Origin of the sequence: Pseudoalteromonas sp. T1lg88 (assembly GCF_002964765.1) — a bacterium.
Classification (GTDB): Bacteria; Pseudomonadota; Gammaproteobacteria; order Enterobacterales; family Alteromonadaceae; genus Pseudoalteromonas.
The window spans coordinates 883,177-902,316 of record NZ_PQCF01000032.1; the positions used below are offsets into that span (position 1 = coordinate 883,177).

Sequence of the window (19,140 nt, forward strand, 5' to 3'; positions counted from 1 at the left end):
AGGTAAAAACAAATAAAAAGACCCAGCGCTAGACTGGGTCTTTTTTATTGCTCGGCTATCTTGCTGAAGCTACTACTTATAAAAACGGGTTTCTTTGCGAATACTCTGCTGCTCACCTTCGTTTTGCGTTATCACAAAGCTAAAGGGCGTCACCTTACGCTCGAGTAATTCACCGTCAATGCGCACCGTAACCGGCACCTCTTTTTGCTCACCCGGTTGCAATCTTAATTGCCCGTGCAGCTGCAACTGACCCTGCTCCAAACCCTCAAGACTCAAGGTATATTCCTGAACTTGCTGGGATTTATTGATAATGGAGATACGATACGGGTTTTCCACCTGGCCCTGATAATCAACCCGGGACAACTCTCCCCTGTCGCGCGTGATATAAGCTTCCAGCGCCGTACGACCATTGAGCCAAATAGCCATTACCACAAACACCAGCACTGTCATCAAGGCATAACCCACCAGCTTTAAGCGCCAAATTGATGTCCGGCCACCGTTTTGCTGATGCTCACTGCGATAGGCGATTAAGCCCTTCGGATAATTAAACTTGTCCATGGTTTGGTCACAGGCATCGATGCACAGACCGCAGTTAATGCACTCGTATTGCAAGCCATTACGAATATCGATACCAGCCGGGCATACCTCGACACACAGATTACAGTCGACACAATCTCCCAAGCCCAATTTTTTCGGGTCGGCCTTGCGCTTTCTTGACCCTCTGGCTTCACCTCTGTCCTGATCATAGCTCACGACCAAGGTGTCTTTATCAAACATCACGGATTGAAAACGCGAATAGGGGCACATATAGATGCACATCTTTTCCCGCAGCCAACCGGCGTTACCATAGGTGCACAGGGTGAACAGGAAGACCCAGAATAAAGTGATACCACCCCAGCTCAAACCCAACAGGTCGCTATACAGTTCGTGCGCGGGAATAAAGTAACTCATAAAGGTGGTGGCGGTTAAAAACGCCATCAATAACCACACCAGATGCTTGGCCCCCTTACGTGCCAACTTATCGGCGTTCCAGGGCTGAGCGTCGCGTTTTATACGTTGGTTACGGGTGCCCTCAAGGCGGTGCTCAACCCAGGTATACATCAACATCCACACGGTTTGCGGGCACATATAGCCACACCAGACACGGCCCAGCCAGTTGGTGATAAAAAAGAGCGCAAAGGCCCCCGCCATAAAGAGCCAAGCGACCAGCATAAAGTCTTGCGGGAAAAAGGTGGCGGAAAAAATTCTGAACTGCTGTTGGGCAACATCGAATAACACCGCCTGCTGACCCTGATAACTCACCCAGGGCAGGCCGATAAAGCCAGCATCAGGCACCAGCTAAGCACTCGGCGAATTCGCTGAAAGCGCCCTTTTTGCTCACGCACATAAATCGGCCCGGATTGCTTATAGGGCTTAATGATCAGGTCTTCTTCTTTAACATCAAATTTCATATTACTTGCTTTTACTAACTAGGGAACACAGCTCCTAAAGCAAGTGTTGTGCCAGGTTTGAATTTAAATCAACCAATTGTTTTTATTGGTTATTTTAAAAATAAAAAGCAAGTTTGATAACGACATAACGCCGAATCTATCGAAATATCGTTATCTCCATTGACGGAATACTTAGAAAAGGATTGAATTGGTGAGGCATCCTCTTCGCATTGTGCCGAGTTATCATTTCGTTTACTGTATGATTTACTATTACTTTTTATAGTCTTATTAGTTCGCCTATACATGGTTTACCTCCTACCTTACGAGGTAGCGTACCTTGTAAGGTCTTGCTAATAAGCTGTTAGACCGATAGGAGCATCGATTGGACTTCACTACAACAATTACAACTTCTGCAATTGTGGCTGCCTTTGTGAATATTATAGGTATCTTTTGGCTTAAGGAACGCCTGAAACAATCGATCAAGCATGAATATGATCAAGACCTTGAACATTTAAAAAAAGATCTTGAATACGACTTAGATAAGAAGAAGCGTTTATATGAGGAAGCTAGCTCAGTATAAAAAATACTACTCTATGATGGATTCGTATTCAGCAAGCGCAAGGAAAGTACTTTTCAAGTCATTTCAAGAAGGGATTCTTGACCTAATACAAAATCCATCAGATGAAAACACACTGAATTATATTAAAAGCACATTCGCACTGCAGAGCGACATTTCAGATCATTTCCTTGCTTTTAAGAATGAAATTGGTGGGCTTCGACTTGAAGCTGGAGAAGATTTGTTATTACTTTTAGATAGCTATATTGTCTTGCTTGAGCAAGCACAGGAAAAAACAATCGAGTTTCTCAACTGGATGAATTCTAATGCTGATCAGTTTCTTACCCAGCCCAACGAAACAAACACTTATATCCAAAAGTTCATGGAAGAAGAGTTTTCTGAATCAGGGAAAGAGCTAATTGACATCCAAGAAAAGATGTTCAAGGAAATGAGGCGCGAACTTGGGATCGTTTAACAAGCAGCTGCATCGGAACAATTAACGCTGGGCGTTAGGCCTAGGACTTAAGGCCCCACTATCACACTTCGCCCCACTCAAGCTAACCGCGGCAGATCCCAAGCTTCTTCATCTTTGAGCGCAAGGTACTTGGTGCCAGTGCCAAAACTTCTGCGGCGCCGCCACGGCCATTAATACGGCCCTGACATTGGCTTAACACCTCTTCGATATATTGCTTTTCGTGTTCGGCCAAGGTTGGCATGGCATCGTGAACAGGCTCCCCAACTGCACCGTCCAGCATCAAGCTGGGTATTTGCAAAATCGGCCCCGGGCTTAAAATAGCGGCGCGCTCCAGAGTATTTTGCAGCTCACGGATATTGCCCGGCCATGAATAACGCTTAAGCATGGCCAAACTTTTCTTGCTGATCCCAGTGAAACTGCGAGTTAACTTCTGCGACAGCTTGGCCAGCAGCTGAGCCACCAGCAGCTCCATATCCTCGGTGCGCTCACGCAGCGGCGGTACGGTTAAGGGAAAGACATTGAGGCGATAATAGAGATCCATACGAAAGGTGCCCTGCTGCACCATTTGCCACAAATCCCGGTTGGTGGCGGCAATCAGGCGAATATCCACCTTGATGGTCTCCTGCCCTCCTAAACGCTCGAATTCCTGCTCCTGCAACACTCGCAACAATTTACCCTGAGCAGACATCGGCAGTTCGGCAATCTCATCAAGAAACAAGGTACCGCCGTCGGCCAGCTCAAAGCGCCCTTTGCGTCTTTGCGCCGCGCCGGTAAAGGCGCCCTTTTCATGGCCGAAGAGCTCGGACTCCAACAGGCTTTCGGCAAACACGGCGCAGTTGACCTTGACCAAGGGAGCATCCCGGCGCTCACTTTGGGCATGGAGGTGGCGCGCCACCAGCTCTTTGCCGGTGCCGTTTTCACCGAGGATCAAAACGCTGGCATCGGTTTGTGCCACCAGCTCAATCTGCTGCATCATGGTGCGAAAAGGCGCCGACTGACCAACCAAGTCGCCGTGCTGCCAATCCGCATTGAGCTCTTCTAACAGATAACGGTTCTCCGCCTGTAACTGCTCGCTTAACTGACTCACCCTTTGCAGCGCTTCACGCAAGGCTTGCTCCGTGCTGCGCTGAGTGGATACGTCACGAAATATCGCCACCGCGCCAATCAGTTGTTGATCCTTATAAATAGGCGTAGAGGTGTATTCAACGGGAAACAGGCTGCCGTCCTTACGCCAAAACACCTCGTTACTTACCTGACGGGTTTGTCCATCGAACATGGTGCGATAGATGGGGCATTGATCGGCTGGGTAATCACTGCCGTCTGCATGGCTGTGGTGATGAAACTGGTGGATCTTTTTACCCAGTAACTCGTCTGCCTGCCAGCCTGTCATACGCTCTGCGGCGGGGTTAATAAAGACCGCATTGCCACTGAGATCGAAGCCATAAATTCCCTCGCCGGCGGCATCAAGTAGTAAACGGGGATCGTGAAGAAAGTGTTTTAATGAAGAGTCCATGGAAAATGTGCCAGCAAGTAACGATATGTCGTCATTTTAGGGCTTGCTCACACATTTTCGCAAGGTTTAAATCAAGTGCATTAGAGCCCGGAAGTCAGGGTGATCACCCCGGGGTTAACCTCTAGCGCCAACTTAAAGCGTGACAGCAAGGCCTGTTTCGGGTCTTGCTTATTCAGGCTATACACAGGATATTGGCTCAGTGCCTGAGTCAATAACTGCTGCACCTGCTCAGACAGGGGCGCCAACTTACCGCGGTAACCCATGGCATCTATATCCGCATTGAGGATTTTAAAATCCTGCAAATAGATGGCATCCTGCTTAGCGTTAAAATACGGCGCAGCGGCAATGTTTAAGCGCACTCGCACCGGCACCTTTAGCGCCAAAGCCTGCATCATCACGGTATTATCCAGCGCCAGCTCAATGCCATTAGGGCTATGCTCAGGGCCGATTTGCACACCAATATCGTTCACCGTCAGCTCCATGGGCACGCCCATTACAGTAGCGTTGGCGCCATAACGGTCGCTTTGTTGTAACAGGCTCTGCTCAAGCTCGCCGCTCGTTAAAGAAAATACACTCAAGGGTGCATGACCGGCGCAGCCGCTTAACAAAGCGACACCAGCCAATACCATACCCACTAACCATTGCTTCATACTGATACCATCTTATCTAAAACTACAACCAGGCGCTCAATCTCGGCTTGCTCACCCTGACAAATACCCTGCTCGTTAACGCCCACGCCAGCTAACCAAGCAAGTAACAACTCCTCGCTGGTGTGCTCAACGCCGTGGTGCTTATTATCAAGCATACTCACCTGCTCTTGCATACGCTGCGTAGAAAGCGACTCTGGGCTGGCCAGATTATTGGTGATCTCCAGGCGTAGCACCAACTGCTCAGCGGTTAAATCCAAGCGGGTGCCACTTAACCAATCTGCAGGCACAGCCTGTTGCTCGGCCAAAGCGGTACGCAGCTCTTGGAAGTGACGAGTTTGCAGCGCCTGCTCTTTGGCATTTAACGCCGCCTCAATTCGAGCCGCAAGTTGTTGCCGTTGACCTTGCAGTTCGCGCACCAATTGCAGCTGCTGCACATCATTGAGCAAGTGTTGTAAATCCGCATTGCTTTGCGCCTGCGCCAGTTGTTGCTCAAGGGCTTCAAGGGCACTCACCTGCTCCGCCTTTTGCTCAGCATGGGCTTGTTGCTGCTGTGCCTTAGCGGCATCGCGCTGGTTGAAAATACCGTCATTTACACGACGAAACGCCTGCCACAACTTACGCTCTTTAGCGTTACCGGCAAAACCAATTTGTTGCCATTGCTGTTGTAGCTCTTTTAGCTTGTTGGTGGCTGCAAACACATCACTGGTGTCCAAAGCTTCCGCCTGCTGCAAAAGCGCTTCTTTGGCATGAGCATTGTCTTGATAGAATTTGGCTACACGCTCGGCCATATCACCTTGCGCATTGCCAAATGCCTTACTCAATTTATGATAAAGCTTACTTTCTATGTGCTTGGCGGCGCGCCATTGTTTTAATAGCGCGTTGAACTGATGTTCCAGCTCCCGCGTCTCAAGCTCGGCGGCACGCTCACTCAGGCTTTGCATCTGTGCGATTAACTGTTCGCGCTCGGCCATCGCCTGCTCTTTAAGCGCTTGTTGCTCCGCAAAATACTCGCGACAAGGGGCAAAGGCCGCCTCGATCGCCTGCTCAAACGCCTCTTTCGCCTGCTGCGCCACCTCTGGGCCCAGCAACTGCCAGCTTTTACGCAAACGCTTTACCTGAGCTAAACGCTCGTTGGCATCATCGCAGTCACCCTGTGCCAGCTCTTTCGCCGCTTCAAGTAACTGCTCCTGCTGCGCTTCACCGGCATACTGGTGCCAGTCTTTGGCATCATCCAGGGTTTTGGCAAGGCTTTCGTATTCGCGGCTTAGATCATTTTGAAAATGTACTGCCAATTGCGCATATGCTTCTTGCAGACCATTAAACACGCCAAAGGCAACGCGGTAACGACCTTGATTAATAAGGCGGCGAATATCTCGCGCCTTTTTACGCGCCACGCTCTGCAGTTGCTTTTGCTCCTGAATCAGGGTGTCATTCTGGCTCTGCCAGTGCTTTTTGGCCTGATTAAATTGTTGTTGCCAAAGCGCCGCCAGCTCTTTGGGAAGCGCCTTAATGGCCTGTTGCAGTTGCGCGCGTTGCTCGGCTTCAGCGCTAAGCGCCGCGTCAAGCTCGCTGATATCAGTGGGGACACTTAGGTTGCCATAACTGGCCAGCTGCTCACGCAGGGCATCCACGTCTTGCTCGTAGGCCGCCAGCTGCTCAACCTGCTTAAACAGACGCTCTAGCTCTTGCTGCTGACTTTGCAGCTCACTACCTGCCTGCAGGTCTTGGCTTTGCAACATGTCCTTGGCCTGCGCTACTTTCGCATAAAGCCAGTCGGTTTGAATTTGCTCATTACCATCGAAACGCAGGGCCATGGCATTGCTGATCTCTTCCGCCAAGGCACTGAGATTAGCCAGCGCCAAAACGCTGCGCTGCTTGGCTAGTTGCTGCGCTTGCTCTTGCTCATACGCGACCTTTAGTTTGTCGCTGTGCGCGCTGAGTTTGGCCGCCAGCTGCTTATACTTGCTTTGTGTTTGCCCGCGCAGCTCTTCGTCCAGCCACTCTAGCTCTAACTGCTGGAATTGCTTTTCCAGCTGCAGAAACTGGCTGTTAACCAACTGATAATCGGTTTTTTCACGCAAGGCATTGAGCTTGGCTAGAATCAGCTTAACTTGCTCTGCCACCTCTAGCGGCATCTGCTCTTGGCGTTGCTGCTCGTCAATTACCTTTTGCAGCTTGTCCTTGGCCTCACCCTTAGCGACCTTGAGCAGTTTTTCCGTCAGCTGTAATTTCAGCACCAGCTCACACAATTGCAGTTGCAATGCATCGTCGGCGCTGCGAAATACCTGCTCCAGCAAAGGTGCTTTGTTTAAACGGGTTAACAGTTTAATTTTGACGGCCGCGGTTTTTTCTTGCAGCGCCAGTTGCTCCAAGGTTTTATCGGCGGCAAAGCGATCGATATAACGCTCTTTGTCGCTATCGCTCAGGACGTCTGGGCTGGCCAAAATGGCCTCGGCCACTTTTTGGTTAGCAAGACGTTTGATGCTCGGCTCACCGTCCTGTTGGCACGCCTGCCACCAAAGACCCACATCGTTGAGCTTTTTCAGCGCCGCGGTACGCACATTGGCACTGGGATCTTCACAGGCCAAGGTTGTGATTATGTGTGCATCCTGTTGTTTGTCCAGCTGGGCTAATGCGCCGAGTCGGGTGGTTTCTTTTGGATGCTTCCACTTGGGTTGGAATAACTGTTTAAAGATCATTTTCACTGAACCTGGCTATTTCGTTTTCGGCCTTAAATTGCTGCTTTAATTCTTTTTTCGACTTTTGCACCAACTGGCCGTCGGCGCCAACGGTAAATTGTTCGTCGCTTTTGAGCACCTTGGCTTGATAGAGCATAACCAGTTGCACGGTTTGCTCTTTTTGTTGTTCGCTTAAAGGGTTACCGTCTGGCCACTTGCCGGTGGCGGCGCCATATTGCAAACGTTCGTAAACTTCAGGGGTGATAGACTGAACTAACTGGTCAATATTCATAATTTTTTTCTTTTCAAAAGCACGAGACGAACACGATTAACTAGATACCAAACAACCCCTATGGCGATTGCCACATAACAGGTCGTTTGCTGCCAAGAGCCCGGCACAGGATGATGCCAGTAAAGCACGAAAAAGCCACCGAGGAAGAGAATTAAGGCGATAAAAGACTGGTTCATCAGCGACTGCTGCTTTTGCGTTTTAGAACGCGCCGCCATACGGTTTTTGGTCTCGGCATCCATTTCGCCAAAAACGGCATTGCAATGGGGACAGGCTTGATGTTTGTCGGATATCGACTTTTGACATTGCGGACATGAAATTATTGCCATGCTTACTCCTAGGTGCAATTAGGTGCCAATACACGCGCCAATAAAAAAGGCGCCACTTGGCGCCTCATTGTACTGGTTTTATTTGTCGATGTCTTTTTTGAATTTAAGCCAATCGCTGAGATTCAAAAATGGCTCTGAGCTCGCCCTTTCCATCAACAAAGCGACCCTTCTTACTGGGCATCTTTCGATTGTTTGGTCGATTGCTTGGCAAGACGCTCTTCCCAGAAAGTCGCATTTTTAATGCCAAGTTTAACCGGATCAAAGGTGATCTTGCCGCCTGCTTTTTTCTGGTCTTCATAATCGCGTAAACACATTAGAGCCGGTTTAGCGACAAAGAGAATCGCCAAGATACCAACAATGTTGATCCACGCCATTAGGCCAACACCAATGTCACCAATATTCCAGATATAACCAGAGCTGTTAACCATGCCGTATGAAACCATAAACATGATCACCAGCTTCACCAGCACCAACGGGATACCGCCTTTGACATAACGATTTAAGTAGGCAACGTTCGTTTCGGCAATGTAGAAGTACGCCAGTATTGTAGTAAACGCAAAGAAGAACAAAGCGATACCAACAAAGGCATGACCAAAGTCACCAAAGACATTAAACAAGGCCATTTGGGTAAAGGCTGCAGAGCCAATCTCAGTTGCTGCATCAACGTTTTGGACAATAAACTGGCCCGCTGGCAAGTCGCCTACCACATTGTATTGCTTGGTAATAAGGATCATTAACGCGGTCGCCGTACAAACGAACAGCGTATCTACATAGACAGAAAACGCTTGTACCAAACCTTGCTGCGCCGGATGGTCAACTTCAGCCGCAGCGGCTGCATGCGGGCCCGTACCCTGACCGGCTTCATTCGAATAAATACCACGTTTTACACCCCAGCCGATGGCCGCACCGAAACCGGCTTGGGCGGTAAAGGCATCGGAGATGATCAGCGAGAAGATTCCAGGCACTTTATCCAGGTTTAGAAATACCACGATTAAAGCCAGAACTATGTAACCCAAGGCCATAAATGGCACGACAAATTGGGTAAAGTGGGCGATGCGTTTAATACCACCAAAGATAATAAAGGCCAGAACAATCAGAATAACAGCCAAAGCTACCAGCTTATAGGTGCCTACCTCGCCAAAGCCAGTCGCTACCATCTCACCGTTACCAAATACCTGGGTAAAGGCGTTACCTACCGCATTGGCCTGCACGCCGGGTAAAAAGACACCACAAGCAACGATGGCCGATACGGCAAATAAAATGGCCAACCATTTTTGCTGCAAGCAACGGTCAAAATAGTAAGCCGGGCCACCGCGATATTGACCATCTTCTTCTGTTTTATAAATTTGCCCCAGAGTAGACTCGGCATACGCAGTACTGGCACCCAAAAATGCCACTATCCACATCCAGAAAATAGCACCCGGACCACCAAAGCCTATGGCAGCAGCAACGCCGGCGATATTACCTACACCTACGCGACCTGATAAGGAAACCGCCAAGGCCTGAAAAGATGAGATGCCTCGGCTCGATTCATTCGAGCTCAGCAGCAATTTACACATTTCTTTGAAATGCCTAACCTGGGCGAAACGGGTTAATACGGAATAAAATAGACCTGCACCTAGACAGAGATAAATGAGTGCACTACTCCACACAATGTCATTAACGGCGCTTACAAAAGCTTCCATAGATATCCTCTATAATTATATTTCTTATTCTTAGTTACGATACTCTGCGTTAGCTACTGAGAATGCGCGACATAAGGCAGTGAGAATTAGCAAGCATACTTACCTCACTCTTCAACCTTTGGAATATTAACTTATACTGCCTAAGTTTGTTAACACTTAATTTTCAATCCGTTCGACCTATGGGCTCGAGTAGAGCTTACCCCGTAAGTAAATCTTGTTTCATTTTAATGCGTTAAACTTTTAGCTGGGTTTATCCCGGCTAAATTGAAAGCAATAAAAAAGGCATGGATCGTTAACCAAACCATGCCTTTATCGCTTTAAACTCAATGATGGGCACAGCAATAGCCAATGCCCAAGTTAAAGCCTGTTATCTCAACTTATCAACCACAGCAACTATGGCGCTGAGGGTATCCTGACCGAACTGGTAAGAGCGACGGTCTGACCAACCATAATCCAAGTCTGGCAGGTTGTTATTGTCTTTAAACGGCATTTCTACCGTGTAAGCCAAGGCCTTAAACTCTTCGGCAACCGCACTGGATGCCACGGTCAAGTTGGCCTCGCCCGGTGCATCCTTATCGTAACCAACCTCATCCTGGAACTCCGGCGTGATGGTTAATAGCGCTTGCTTAAAGGTATTTTCTAACTCTTCTAGGCGTGCGTCATAGCTTGGGATCCCCTCACTACCGGCGACAAAGTTATAAGGGATAGACTCATCACCGTGAATATCCAGGTGCATATCCAGACCCACTTCGCGCATCTTGTTAAGCACCAAGAAGACTTCCGGGCTCTTTTCCATGCTTGGTGTGGCCCACTCACGGTTAAGGTTTACACCGGCGGCGTTGGTACGCAAATGACCACGAACGCTGCCGTCCGGGTTCATGTTCGGCACTACGTAGAATACGGCTTTGCATAGCAGTGCAGCAGCATGGGGGTCTTCGTCGTCCAGTAACTTGTGCAGCAAACCTTCAACGAACCACTCGGCCATGGTTTCACCCGGGTGCTGACGCGCAGTGATCCAGATATTTTTCTTCTCAGCGCTCGGCTCACCAATACGCAAAACCGTCATATCGCGACCATCCAGTGTTAGGCCTAGGTTTTGCGCTTCACAAATGGCGTGGCTTTGTGCCCAGTAAATCAGGTCCAGGTGACGATCGTAGCTGTACGGTGCAAAATAGGCGAAGAACATCTGTGAGCATTCCGGCTCAACGTCGATAACCAGGGTGCCGTCTTCATAACGGGTAGGAACGCGGAACCAGGTTTGACGATCATAAGAAGCAACCGCCTGGTAATCGTCCCAACCTTCCGGATAGGCCGACTGCGCCAGATTGTTGATCTGCAAACGGTGCTCAACAAATGGCGTGGTTTCTAGGCGAAAATGAAACCACTGATAAAAATCAGACTGGTTGTCCTTATTGATCTCTAGCTGGATATTCATCGGGTTTTCACAAGCGATAACCTGGATATTACCACTGTCGAAATTACTGGTGATCTTCATTGCTGATCCTTATTGTTAATGAGATAACCTGGCCCTTCCCTAGTAATAGGTCGGTAAAGCCAGTTTTAGCAATAAAAAAGCCGACACTCGGTGCCGGCTAGTCTTGTTCTATACGCTTATTAGCGTGGCAAGCTTGGGTGAGTAACCTCAGCCATGTCTTGCATACAACGTACAACCTGACAGCTGTAGCCGAACTCGTTATCGTACCAAACGTAAAGTACTACGCGGTCACCGTCAACAATCGTTGCTTTTGAGTCAACCACACCGGCGTAACGGCTGCCTACAAGGTCAGTCGATACGATTTCAGTCGATGCTGTGTAGTCGATTTGGTCGCGCAGGTCTGAGTAAAGCGCCGTGTCACGTAGGAAGGCGTTAAGCTCTTCTACGTTCGTTGCGGTCTCAAGGTTCAGGTTCAAAATAGCCATTGAAACGTTAGGCGTAGGTACGCGGATAGCGTTACCAGTTAGCTTGCCTTCAAGCTCTGGAAGCGCTTTAGATACCGCTTTAGCTGCACCAGTAGAGGTGATAACCATGTTCAATGCAGCAGCACGACCACGACGCTCAGCCGAGTGGTAGTTGTCGATCAGGTTCTGGTCGTTGGTGTACGAGTGTACAGTTTCAACGTGACCATTCTTGATACCGAACTTGTCGTTAAGAGCTTTCAAAGTAGGTGTGATGGCGTTAGTTGTACAGCTTGCCGCACACACGATCTTGTCTTCTGCTTTGATATCACTGTTGTTAACACCGTATACGATGTTCTTGATATTGCCCTTAGCAGGAGCGGTAAGTAGTACTTTCGCCGCGCCTTTAGCTTCAAGGTGCTGACCTAGGCCCGCTTCGTCTTTCCAGATACCTGTGTTATCAACAACGAGTGCGTCTTTGATACCGTAAGCCGTGTAATCAACTTCGCTTGGTGAGTTCGCGTAGATCACCTGGATGTAGCTGCCGTTTGCTTTAATAGCATTACGCTCATGATCAACAGTGATTGAACCGTTGAAAGGACCGTGGATTGAATCACGACGCAACAGGCTGGCACGCTTTTCAAGGTCACCGTCTTTACCGCCACGAACAACGATGGCACGAAGGCGAAGATCAGCATAAGGACCTGATTTTTCGATAAGTAGACGAGCTAGTAGACGACCGATACGACCGAAACCGTAAAGTACTACATCGCGCGGCTCTTTCGCTGCACCGGCGTTAACGATTTCAGCTAGTTCATCGTTTAGGTATTCTTCAACAGAGCGACCATTGGCTGCATCTTTGTATAGGTAGTTGTAGGCTAACTTACCGATATCGATACGAGCAGAGTTTAACTCCATTTTGCTAATGGCTTCTAGGAATGGGAAGCTTTCACGTAAACGCAGTTTTGAATCTTCAAATTGAGCGACGGTTTTGTGCGCTTTGATGATATCGATGGTGCTGGCACTTACTAGCGGACGGCCATATACAGCAATTTCGATACCACGGTTGCGGTACAGTTTACCAATAATAGGTTGCATACTTTCAGCGAAGTCTTGGCGTTCCTGCCAGCTGTTTAAGTATTCTTGCTCGTGAGATAAGGTCATTGTTTCTGCCTTTGAAATTTGATTTGAACGGATATCAACCCCAGCACTTCATTGTTCCGACCACAAAGTGAGAGCGTGATCAAGGACAATATGCCTGTTGCCGGGCGCCCATATTCTAATGCAAAGTGGCGACAATAACCACCTCTAGTTATTGTTAACTCATTAGCCCAATAAGAGACGGTGAAAAATTAAAAGATTGGGATAAGAAATAGCGGCGTTCAAAAACACAGTGCCGGACAGGGGCACTTAAATAAATGTGCAGGCAAGGAATAGCGGCCAATTTCAGGCATTAAAAAAGCAGCCCTAAGGCTGCTTTTTATGATTAAGACTCAAGCTTACTGGTACCGACTTCAACACGGGTTTTCAGTTTTTGCCCAGGCCTAAAGGTAACCACACGGCGCGCCGAAATAGGAATATCCTCTCCGGTTTTTGGGTTACGACCCGGTCGCTCTTTCTTATCGCGAAGATCAAAATTGCCAAAGCCAGAAAGCTTGATCTGCTCCCCATTCTCTAAAGCTGAGCGGATTTCTTCAAAAAACGCTTCAACTAGTTCTTTGGCATCCTTTTTATTGATCCCCAACTTCTCAAATAGGTGTTCAGCTATGTCGGCTTTGGTAAGCGCCATATCTAGTCCCTCAACGATGCATTAAACTCTTTAGCCAAAGTGGCTACGACGTTGTCGACAACTTGGTTGATATCCTTCTCTTCGAGCGTTCTATCAACCGCCTGCAGTGTCAGAGCAATTGCCAAACTCTTATAATCTGGCTCTATACCTTTGCCCTTATACACATCGAATAAGTTTAGGTCAACCAATTGATTTCCGCCAACTTTTTCTATCGCGGCCAAAACATCACCGGCATTTACTTCGTCTTTGACTAAAATCGCGATATCGCGGCGGTTCGATGGGAACTTTGAAATAGCCTTAGCCTGTGGCAACACGCGGTTGTTAAGCGCGGCGATTTCAATTTCAAACACAAATGCGGTGCCGTTAATACCCAATTGCTTATGCAATTGTGGGTGTAAAGCGCCAATAAAGCCAACCTTTACGCCATCTGCATAAATGGCCGCGCTTTGACCTGGGTGCAAACCATCACAGGCCTCGGCTTTAAAGCTAAAGCGTGCACTGGTATTGCACAGCGCCAATAAAGCCTCTACATCGCCTTTGACATCGAAGAAATCCGCCGCACGGCTATCAAGATTCCAATGTTCACCATAACAACTGCCGGCAACCACGCCGCCAATCACAGCCTGCTGCTGCACGCCGTTTTCGGCGTTTTCATCGGCAATAAACTTCAGTCCTTGCTCGAAGAAGCGAATACGTGGCTGTTGGCGATTCTGGTTATACACCAAAGTATTAAGTAGGCCAGGCATTAAAGACTTACGCATCACCGACATTTCGATAGAGATAGGATGCGGTAATACCAGGCTGTTTTCTTCACCGTGAATGGCATTTTGCACCTTAGGATCAACGAAGCTATAGGTAATTGCTTCTTGATAGCCACGGGTTACCAAGGTGTCGCGCATACGCTTGATGGCTACGTCCCCTTCGTTATGACGGGTCATATTCAACTTGGCTAATGGCGCCTCGTTAGGAATATTGTTGTAACCGAATACGCGTGCCACTTCTTCGATTAGATCTTCTTCGATGCGAATATCAAAACGGTAGCTAGGCACATCCGCCTGCCAGGTGTTGTTTTCGAACTGCACATCCAGACCTAGGCGGCGCAAGATATTGGTAACAGTTTCATCATCGATATGATAACCAATTACGCGGTCTAGACGCTCGCGACGAAGTGTTACCGCCGTTACCTTAGGCAATTGCTCAGGGGCAACCGCTTCAACGATTGGGCCAGCCTGACCGCCAACGATTTCAAGCAGCAAGGCAGTAGCACGCTCCATGGCATCGCGCTGCAGAGCGAAATCTACACCACGCTCATAGCGGTGTGAGGCATCTGTATGCAAACCATAGCTGCGTGCTTGGCCGGCAATCGCAACTGGGTTGAAGAAAGCACTTTCAAGCAGGATGTCTGAGGTCTTTTCGGTTACACCCGAGTGCTCACCGCCAAAGATACCGGCCATGGCCAGGGCTTTGTTATGATCGGCGATCACTAGAGTTGATTCGTTTAATTTCGCCGTGTTGCCGTCAAGCAATACCAGCTCTTCACCGGCGTTGGCGCTACGTACCTTGATACCACCTTCGATGGCATTAAGATCAAAGGCGTGCATAGGGTGACCTAGCTCAATCAACACATAGTTGGTCACATCTACGACCGGGTCGATTGAACGAATGCCACTGCGACGCAGTTTTTCAACCATCCACAGTGGTGTTTGCGCATCCAGGTTAATGCCCTTTAGCACGCGACCAAGATAACGCGGACATGCTTCTTCATTCACCAGCTCGATGCTGATCTTATCGTCGATTGTTGGTTCAACCGCAGGAATTTCAAGCTCTTTAACGTCTAGGTTGTTCAGTACACCCACTTCACGAGCCAGGCCTTTAATACCTAAACAGTCGCTGCGGTTTGGCGTCAAATCAACGTCGATAATCTTGTCGTCGAGAGCAAGATATTCACGTAGGTCCTGACCGATAGGCGCATCAAGAGGCAATTCCATGATGCCGTCGCCTTCTTCGCTGATACCTAGCTCAACAAACGCACATAACATGCCGTGTGAAGGCTGGCCACGAAGCTTGGCTTTTTTGATTTTAAAGTCACCCGGAAGAACGGCACCCACTTTCGCTACGGCCACTTTTAGGCCTTGGCGACAGTTTGGCGCGCCACAGACGATATCGAGTAGCTCGTCTTCGCCCACGTTAACCTTGGTCACACGCAGTTTATCTGCATCCGGGTGTTGGCCACATTCAACCACTTCACCTACAACTACACCTTCAAATTGACCCGCAGCGGCATCAACACCGTCTACTTCAAGGCCAGCCATAGAAAGTTGCTCTGCCAGTTCATTCGCGTCGATGGCCGGGTTAACCCATTCGCGTAACCACTTTTCACTGAATTTCATTTATCACGACCTCTTAACGGAACTGGTTTAGGAATTTCATATCATTTTCGAAGAAAGCGCGTAGGTCGTTAACGCCATAGCGCAGCATGGTCAGGCGCTCTACACCCATACCAAAGGCAAAGCCAGTGTATTTTTCAGGGTCGATGTTTACCGCACGTAATACGTTCGGGTGCACCATGCCACAGCCTAATACCTCAAGCCATTTACCGTCTTTACCCTTTACATCTACTTCCGCCGAAGGCTCGGTAAATGGGAAATATGACGGACGGAAACGGATTTCCATGTCTTCTTCAAAGAAGTTACGCAGGAAGTCGTGCAGAATACCTTTAAGCTCGGTGAAGCTGACGTCCGTATCTACCATCAAGCCTTCAACCTGGTGGAACATAGGCGTATGAGTTTGGTCGTAGTCGTTACGGTATACGCGGCCTGGCGAGATAATACGCAGCGGCGGTTGCTCGGTTTCCATGGTACGAATTTGCACGCCACTGGTCTGGGTGCGCAATACCAACTTAGGATTGAAGTAAAAGGTATCGTGATCCGCACGGGCCGGGTGATGAGCCGGAATATTCAGGGCATCGAAGTTGTGGAAATCATCTTCTACCTCAGGGCCCGACTTAACGGCAAAGCCAAGCTCGCCGAAGAAGGATTCAATACGCTCTATGGTGCGGGTAACCGGGTGCACACCGCCTGAGGCCATATTGCGACCCGGCAAGGTGACATCAATTGTTTCAGCGGCAAGTTTAGCTTCTAACGCAGCAGCACTCAGTGCTTCACGTTTAACATTGATTGCTTCAGTAACTTCTTGTTTTGCTTGGTTAATTACTTGGCCTGCGCTCTTACGCTCTTCTGGCGCCATTTGCCCAAGTGTTTTAAGTAGCCCGGTTATTTCACCTTTCTTACCAAGGTAGTTTACGCGCACATCTTCTAGGTGCGCGATTTCGCTGGCTGTTTCAACCGCCTTTAAGGCGTCAGCCAAAATCGCTTCTAAGTTCATCGGATACCTGACTAGGGTGATAATTTAAAGTGTTTATTTAGCCACTTATGATAACCAAAGGGCCGCATTGATTCTAGCCCCGCGCGCCTGTTTCTACAGCTTTAGTGTGGCTTTTATAAAAGGAATGGTGAGCTTGCGTTGTGCCGCCATGGATGCATGATCCAAAGTATCGAGTACATCCAGTAAGGCACGCATATCACGACTAAGACGCGTCAGTAAAAAACGCGCACATTCATCGGATAGCTCCAGGCCGCGCATCTTGGCGCGGTTGGTCAGTGCCTGCGCCTTATCATCATCGCTCATGGAGCGAATTTGCAAGGTGGTGCCCCACTTTAAGCGCGACTCGAGATCAGGCAGATCCAAATGCAACATATCAGGCAGCAAGTCGGCGGAGATAAGTAAGAGCTTACCTGGCTCGTTAAAGCGGTTAAAGAAGTTAAAAAGCGCTTTTTCCCAGGCTTCATCCCCGGCAATAAGATGTAAATCATCGATACAGACCACATCGAGGGCATCCACCCCTTCAAGCACTTGCGGGCCGTAATGCTGCACTTCGCTCAGTGATAACAGCATGCTGGACAAGCCAAGCTCCTGAGCATGAACACAGGTGGCATAAAGCAAATGCGATTTTCCGGAATCACCTAAACCGCATAAATAGGTATATTGAAACTGCTCGTTCAACTGATTAAATGACGAGCGCAGATGACTAACCTCTAGGGAATCCTCACCGCCAAAATAACTGGCATAGGTTTCGTCATCCGGCAAGGTCACCGGCAGTGCTAATTGCGAGCTAAGCATCATAGATTACTGCCACGCGTACTCGAGCGCATCATTACTATTGGAGTAGTAAAACTTCTGCGGATCGCGATAGTCACTAAAGTAAGAATCCAGGGTTAACGCTTTCTTGAGATCTTCCACACCACCTGTGTGGCTAATACGGATTTCAACCAGCTCCTGACTGATGTGCGTCACCGCCGCATCGGTCACTACACTTAAGCTTTTTAAACGGCGCACGGCATATTCAATATCGACAAAATTCTGAGTGTTATATAGCTTTAGGGTTTGCTGTTGCGCTTCATAGCTGGAGCTAGCATCAATTGCATATTCGCTCGCCAAAGCGCTGGCTAAGGCATCAATCATATCGCCCACAACCTCTTGTTGTTCGCCCTGATGCTTTACTCCTTCAAACTGATCTTCATTGGTAAAACGCCACTCCAAGGCCCAGCCGTCGGTGTTTTCATCTTTATAAAGACGCGCAGATACAACCCGCTCAGCCATATAGCGCTCAGAGGCAATATCCAGAGAGTCACTGAAGTTACCCCAAACATCGGCCACGGTCACATGTTGGTGATCCTCTAAATCAAATAACGGCGTTACCACGGGGACACCACGACGGGATGCTCGCTCGGCAATTTGCTCTTGAATTTGCGGGTAAGAGTCGGCGGTCATAAGTTCACGACGCCAACCATCTTCTATGGCTAACCAGATAGCCACCAAGGGACGACGATTGCCCCATAAGGGAAGGCCTGCGTCACGCACCAAGGCGTTAACCTTGTTGCCATCGAATTCTACCTGTAAATAAGATTCACCCTTATTATCCGCGTACTCATATTTAGTCATGTAACTAGCGATATCGGGCAAGGCAGCACGCACCTTAGAGTTTTCGGCCGCATTGGCGTCACCTGTCACTTTAACAAGGACATTAAGCAGCGCATTTTGGCTCGCGGTAGCTCGACTAGTCCGGGTTTTATCTTCGACCGGCTGGCGATATTGGTATAAGTCTTTTACTTCAATTGCCTGCAGCGGCAAAGCGCCAAAAGCTATAACTAACAGTAATAAATTACGGATCACGTCGTCTTAAACCTTAGTGTGAATGCCCTGATCCTAAAACAAAGCCAGTGACAAAGCAAAGGGTTAGCCAAGATTAGTTAACTAGCTGAATCCCTGGTTAATTAGCTACTCACAGGCGGCTAATTTTGGTGCAATTGCTCCCCTACTTTTTTCTGAATTTTTGAGTAAGGAACTAATGAAGCGACTTAATGAGTTTACCCCAGCAAAACAATAAACGCTGTGTAAAACCTAAAATTCAGAAAGCAAAAAACCCGCTTTATTGCTGCAATCGAATATATTGGAATAAAAAGCATAAACGCCAGAAAGCAAAAAACCCGCTCATTGAGCGGGTTTTTCTGAATAGGAGCCTGGTGATGACCTACTTTCACATGGCAAATGCCACACTATCATCGGCGCTGTTCCGTTTCACTGCTGAGTTCGGCATGGGGTCAGGTGGGTCCAGAACGCTATTGTCACCAAGCAAATTGGTTACTAATCGCTGTTGCAATCAGTATTAAATTCGGAAAGCTTTATAAGTAATGTGTCTACTTCAGTCTTTAATTTCTAACTTCTAACTTAACAGTCTCACACCATTTTGGTGTTGTATGGTTAAGCCTCACGGGTAATTAGTACAGGTTA

Annotated in this window: 15 protein-coding genes, 1 rRNA gene and 1 pseudogene; 2 read left to right on the forward strand and 15 right to left on the reverse strand. The window is 48.4% G+C overall.

The features are described 5' to 3' along the window. Positions 1 to 72: 72 nt before the first annotated feature. A pseudogene (gene ccoG, locus C2M34_RS15580) lies at positions 73 to 1,451 on the reverse strand (cytochrome c oxidase accessory protein CcoG). Positions 1,452 to 1,812: 361 nt separating this feature from the next. Between ccoG and C2M34_RS15790 the strand changes: the two are divergent. Beyond that, positions 1,813 to 2,010 carry a hypothetical protein gene (locus C2M34_RS15790; RefSeq protein ID WP_199878812.1) on the forward strand — a complete coding sequence of 66 codons (198 nt, stop codon included), beginning with the start codon at positions 1,813 to 1,815 and terminating at the stop codon, positions 2,008 to 2,010. Between the two features lie 13 nt (positions 2,011 to 2,023). Next, on the forward strand, positions 2,024 to 2,461 hold the full coding sequence (locus tag C2M34_RS15795; RefSeq protein WP_199878813.1) for a hypothetical protein: 438 nt from the start codon (positions 2,024 to 2,026) through the stop codon (positions 2,459 to 2,461). An 82-nt stretch (positions 2,462 to 2,543) separates the two neighbouring features. On the opposite strand, the gene C2M34_RS15590 is transcribed toward C2M34_RS15795, so the two are convergent. The 14 genes from C2M34_RS15590 to rrf all read right to left on the reverse strand — a co-directional run bounded on the left by C2M34_RS15590 (position 2,544) and on the right by rrf (position 18,982). Continuing rightward, the gene (locus tag C2M34_RS15590) at positions 2,544 to 3,974 is read right to left on the reverse strand and encodes a sigma-54 interaction domain-containing protein (RefSeq protein ID WP_105259278.1); all 1,431 of its coding nucleotides are present in this window, start codon (positions 3,972 to 3,974) and stop codon (positions 2,544 to 2,546) included. An 80-nt stretch (positions 3,975 to 4,054) separates the two neighbouring features. Beyond that, complete coding sequence (locus tag C2M34_RS15595) at positions 4,055 to 4,624, reverse strand: DUF1439 domain-containing protein (protein WP_105259279.1); 570 nt, start codon at positions 4,622 to 4,624, stop codon at positions 4,055 to 4,057. Continuing rightward, on the reverse strand, positions 4,621 to 7,323 hold the full coding sequence (locus C2M34_RS15600) for a DUF349 domain-containing protein (protein WP_105259280.1): 2,703 nt from the start codon (positions 7,321 to 7,323) through the stop codon (positions 4,621 to 4,623). The genes C2M34_RS15595 and C2M34_RS15600 overlap by 4 nt, the downstream gene beginning before the upstream one ends. Further along, a complete protein-coding gene (locus tag C2M34_RS15605) occupies positions 7,313 to 7,594 on the reverse strand; it encodes a YeaC family protein (RefSeq protein ID WP_105199782.1) in 282 nt (93 codons plus the stop codon). Before C2M34_RS15605 ends, C2M34_RS15600 begins: the two co-directional genes overlap by 11 nt. Beyond that, positions 7,591 to 7,920 carry a hypothetical protein gene (locus C2M34_RS15610; RefSeq protein WP_105199781.1) on the reverse strand — a complete coding sequence of 110 codons (330 nt, stop codon included), beginning with the start codon at positions 7,918 to 7,920 and terminating at the stop codon, positions 7,591 to 7,593. The genes C2M34_RS15605 and C2M34_RS15610 overlap by 4 nt, the downstream gene beginning before the upstream one ends. Before the next feature lie 170 nt (positions 7,921 to 8,090). Then, positions 8,091 to 9,605 carry an alanine/glycine:cation symporter family protein gene (locus C2M34_RS15615; RefSeq protein WP_105259281.1) on the reverse strand — a complete coding sequence of 505 codons (1,515 nt, stop codon included), beginning with the start codon at positions 9,603 to 9,605 and terminating at the stop codon, positions 8,091 to 8,093. Positions 9,606 to 9,972: 367 nt separating this feature from the next. Further along, entirely contained in the window at positions 9,973 to 11,100 is a 1,128-nt protein-coding gene (locus C2M34_RS15620) for a M14 family metallopeptidase (protein ID WP_105213517.1), read from the reverse strand. 119 nt (positions 11,101 to 11,219) lie between these two features. After that, positions 11,220 to 12,665, reverse strand: a complete 1,446-nt coding sequence (locus C2M34_RS15625) for a glyceraldehyde-3-phosphate dehydrogenase (protein ID WP_105199778.1) — start codon at positions 12,663 to 12,665, stop codon at positions 11,220 to 11,222. A 322-nt stretch (positions 12,666 to 12,987) separates the two neighbouring features. Beyond that, positions 12,988 to 13,290: an integration host factor subunit alpha gene (gene ihfA / locus C2M34_RS15630; RefSeq protein WP_105189518.1), complete on the reverse strand. Its 303-nt coding sequence runs from the start codon at positions 13,288 to 13,290 to the stop codon at positions 12,988 to 12,990. A 2-nt stretch (positions 13,291 to 13,292) separates the two neighbouring features. Continuing rightward, complete coding sequence (gene pheT, locus C2M34_RS15635) at positions 13,293 to 15,680, reverse strand: phenylalanine--tRNA ligase subunit beta (protein ID WP_105259282.1); 2,388 nt, start codon at positions 15,678 to 15,680, stop codon at positions 13,293 to 13,295. A 13-nt stretch (positions 15,681 to 15,693) separates the two neighbouring features. Further along, positions 15,694 to 16,674, reverse strand: a complete 981-nt coding sequence (gene pheS, locus C2M34_RS15640; protein ID WP_105199776.1) for a phenylalanine--tRNA ligase subunit alpha — start codon at positions 16,672 to 16,674, stop codon at positions 15,694 to 15,696. A gap of 93 nt (positions 16,675 to 16,767) precedes the next feature. Further along, the gene (gene hda / locus C2M34_RS15645) at positions 16,768 to 17,469 is read right to left on the reverse strand and encodes a DnaA regulatory inactivator Hda (RefSeq protein WP_105199918.1); all 702 of its coding nucleotides are present in this window, start codon (positions 17,467 to 17,469) and stop codon (positions 16,768 to 16,770) included. Between the two features lie 6 nt (positions 17,470 to 17,475). Then, on the reverse strand, positions 17,476 to 18,522 hold the full coding sequence (locus C2M34_RS15650) for a DUF2066 domain-containing protein (RefSeq protein WP_105199775.1): 1,047 nt from the start codon (positions 18,520 to 18,522) through the stop codon (positions 17,476 to 17,478). 345 nt (positions 18,523 to 18,867) lie between these two features. Next, positions 18,868 to 18,982 (reverse strand): 5S ribosomal RNA (gene rrf, locus C2M34_RS15655). Positions 18,983 to 19,140 lie beyond the last annotated feature (158 nt).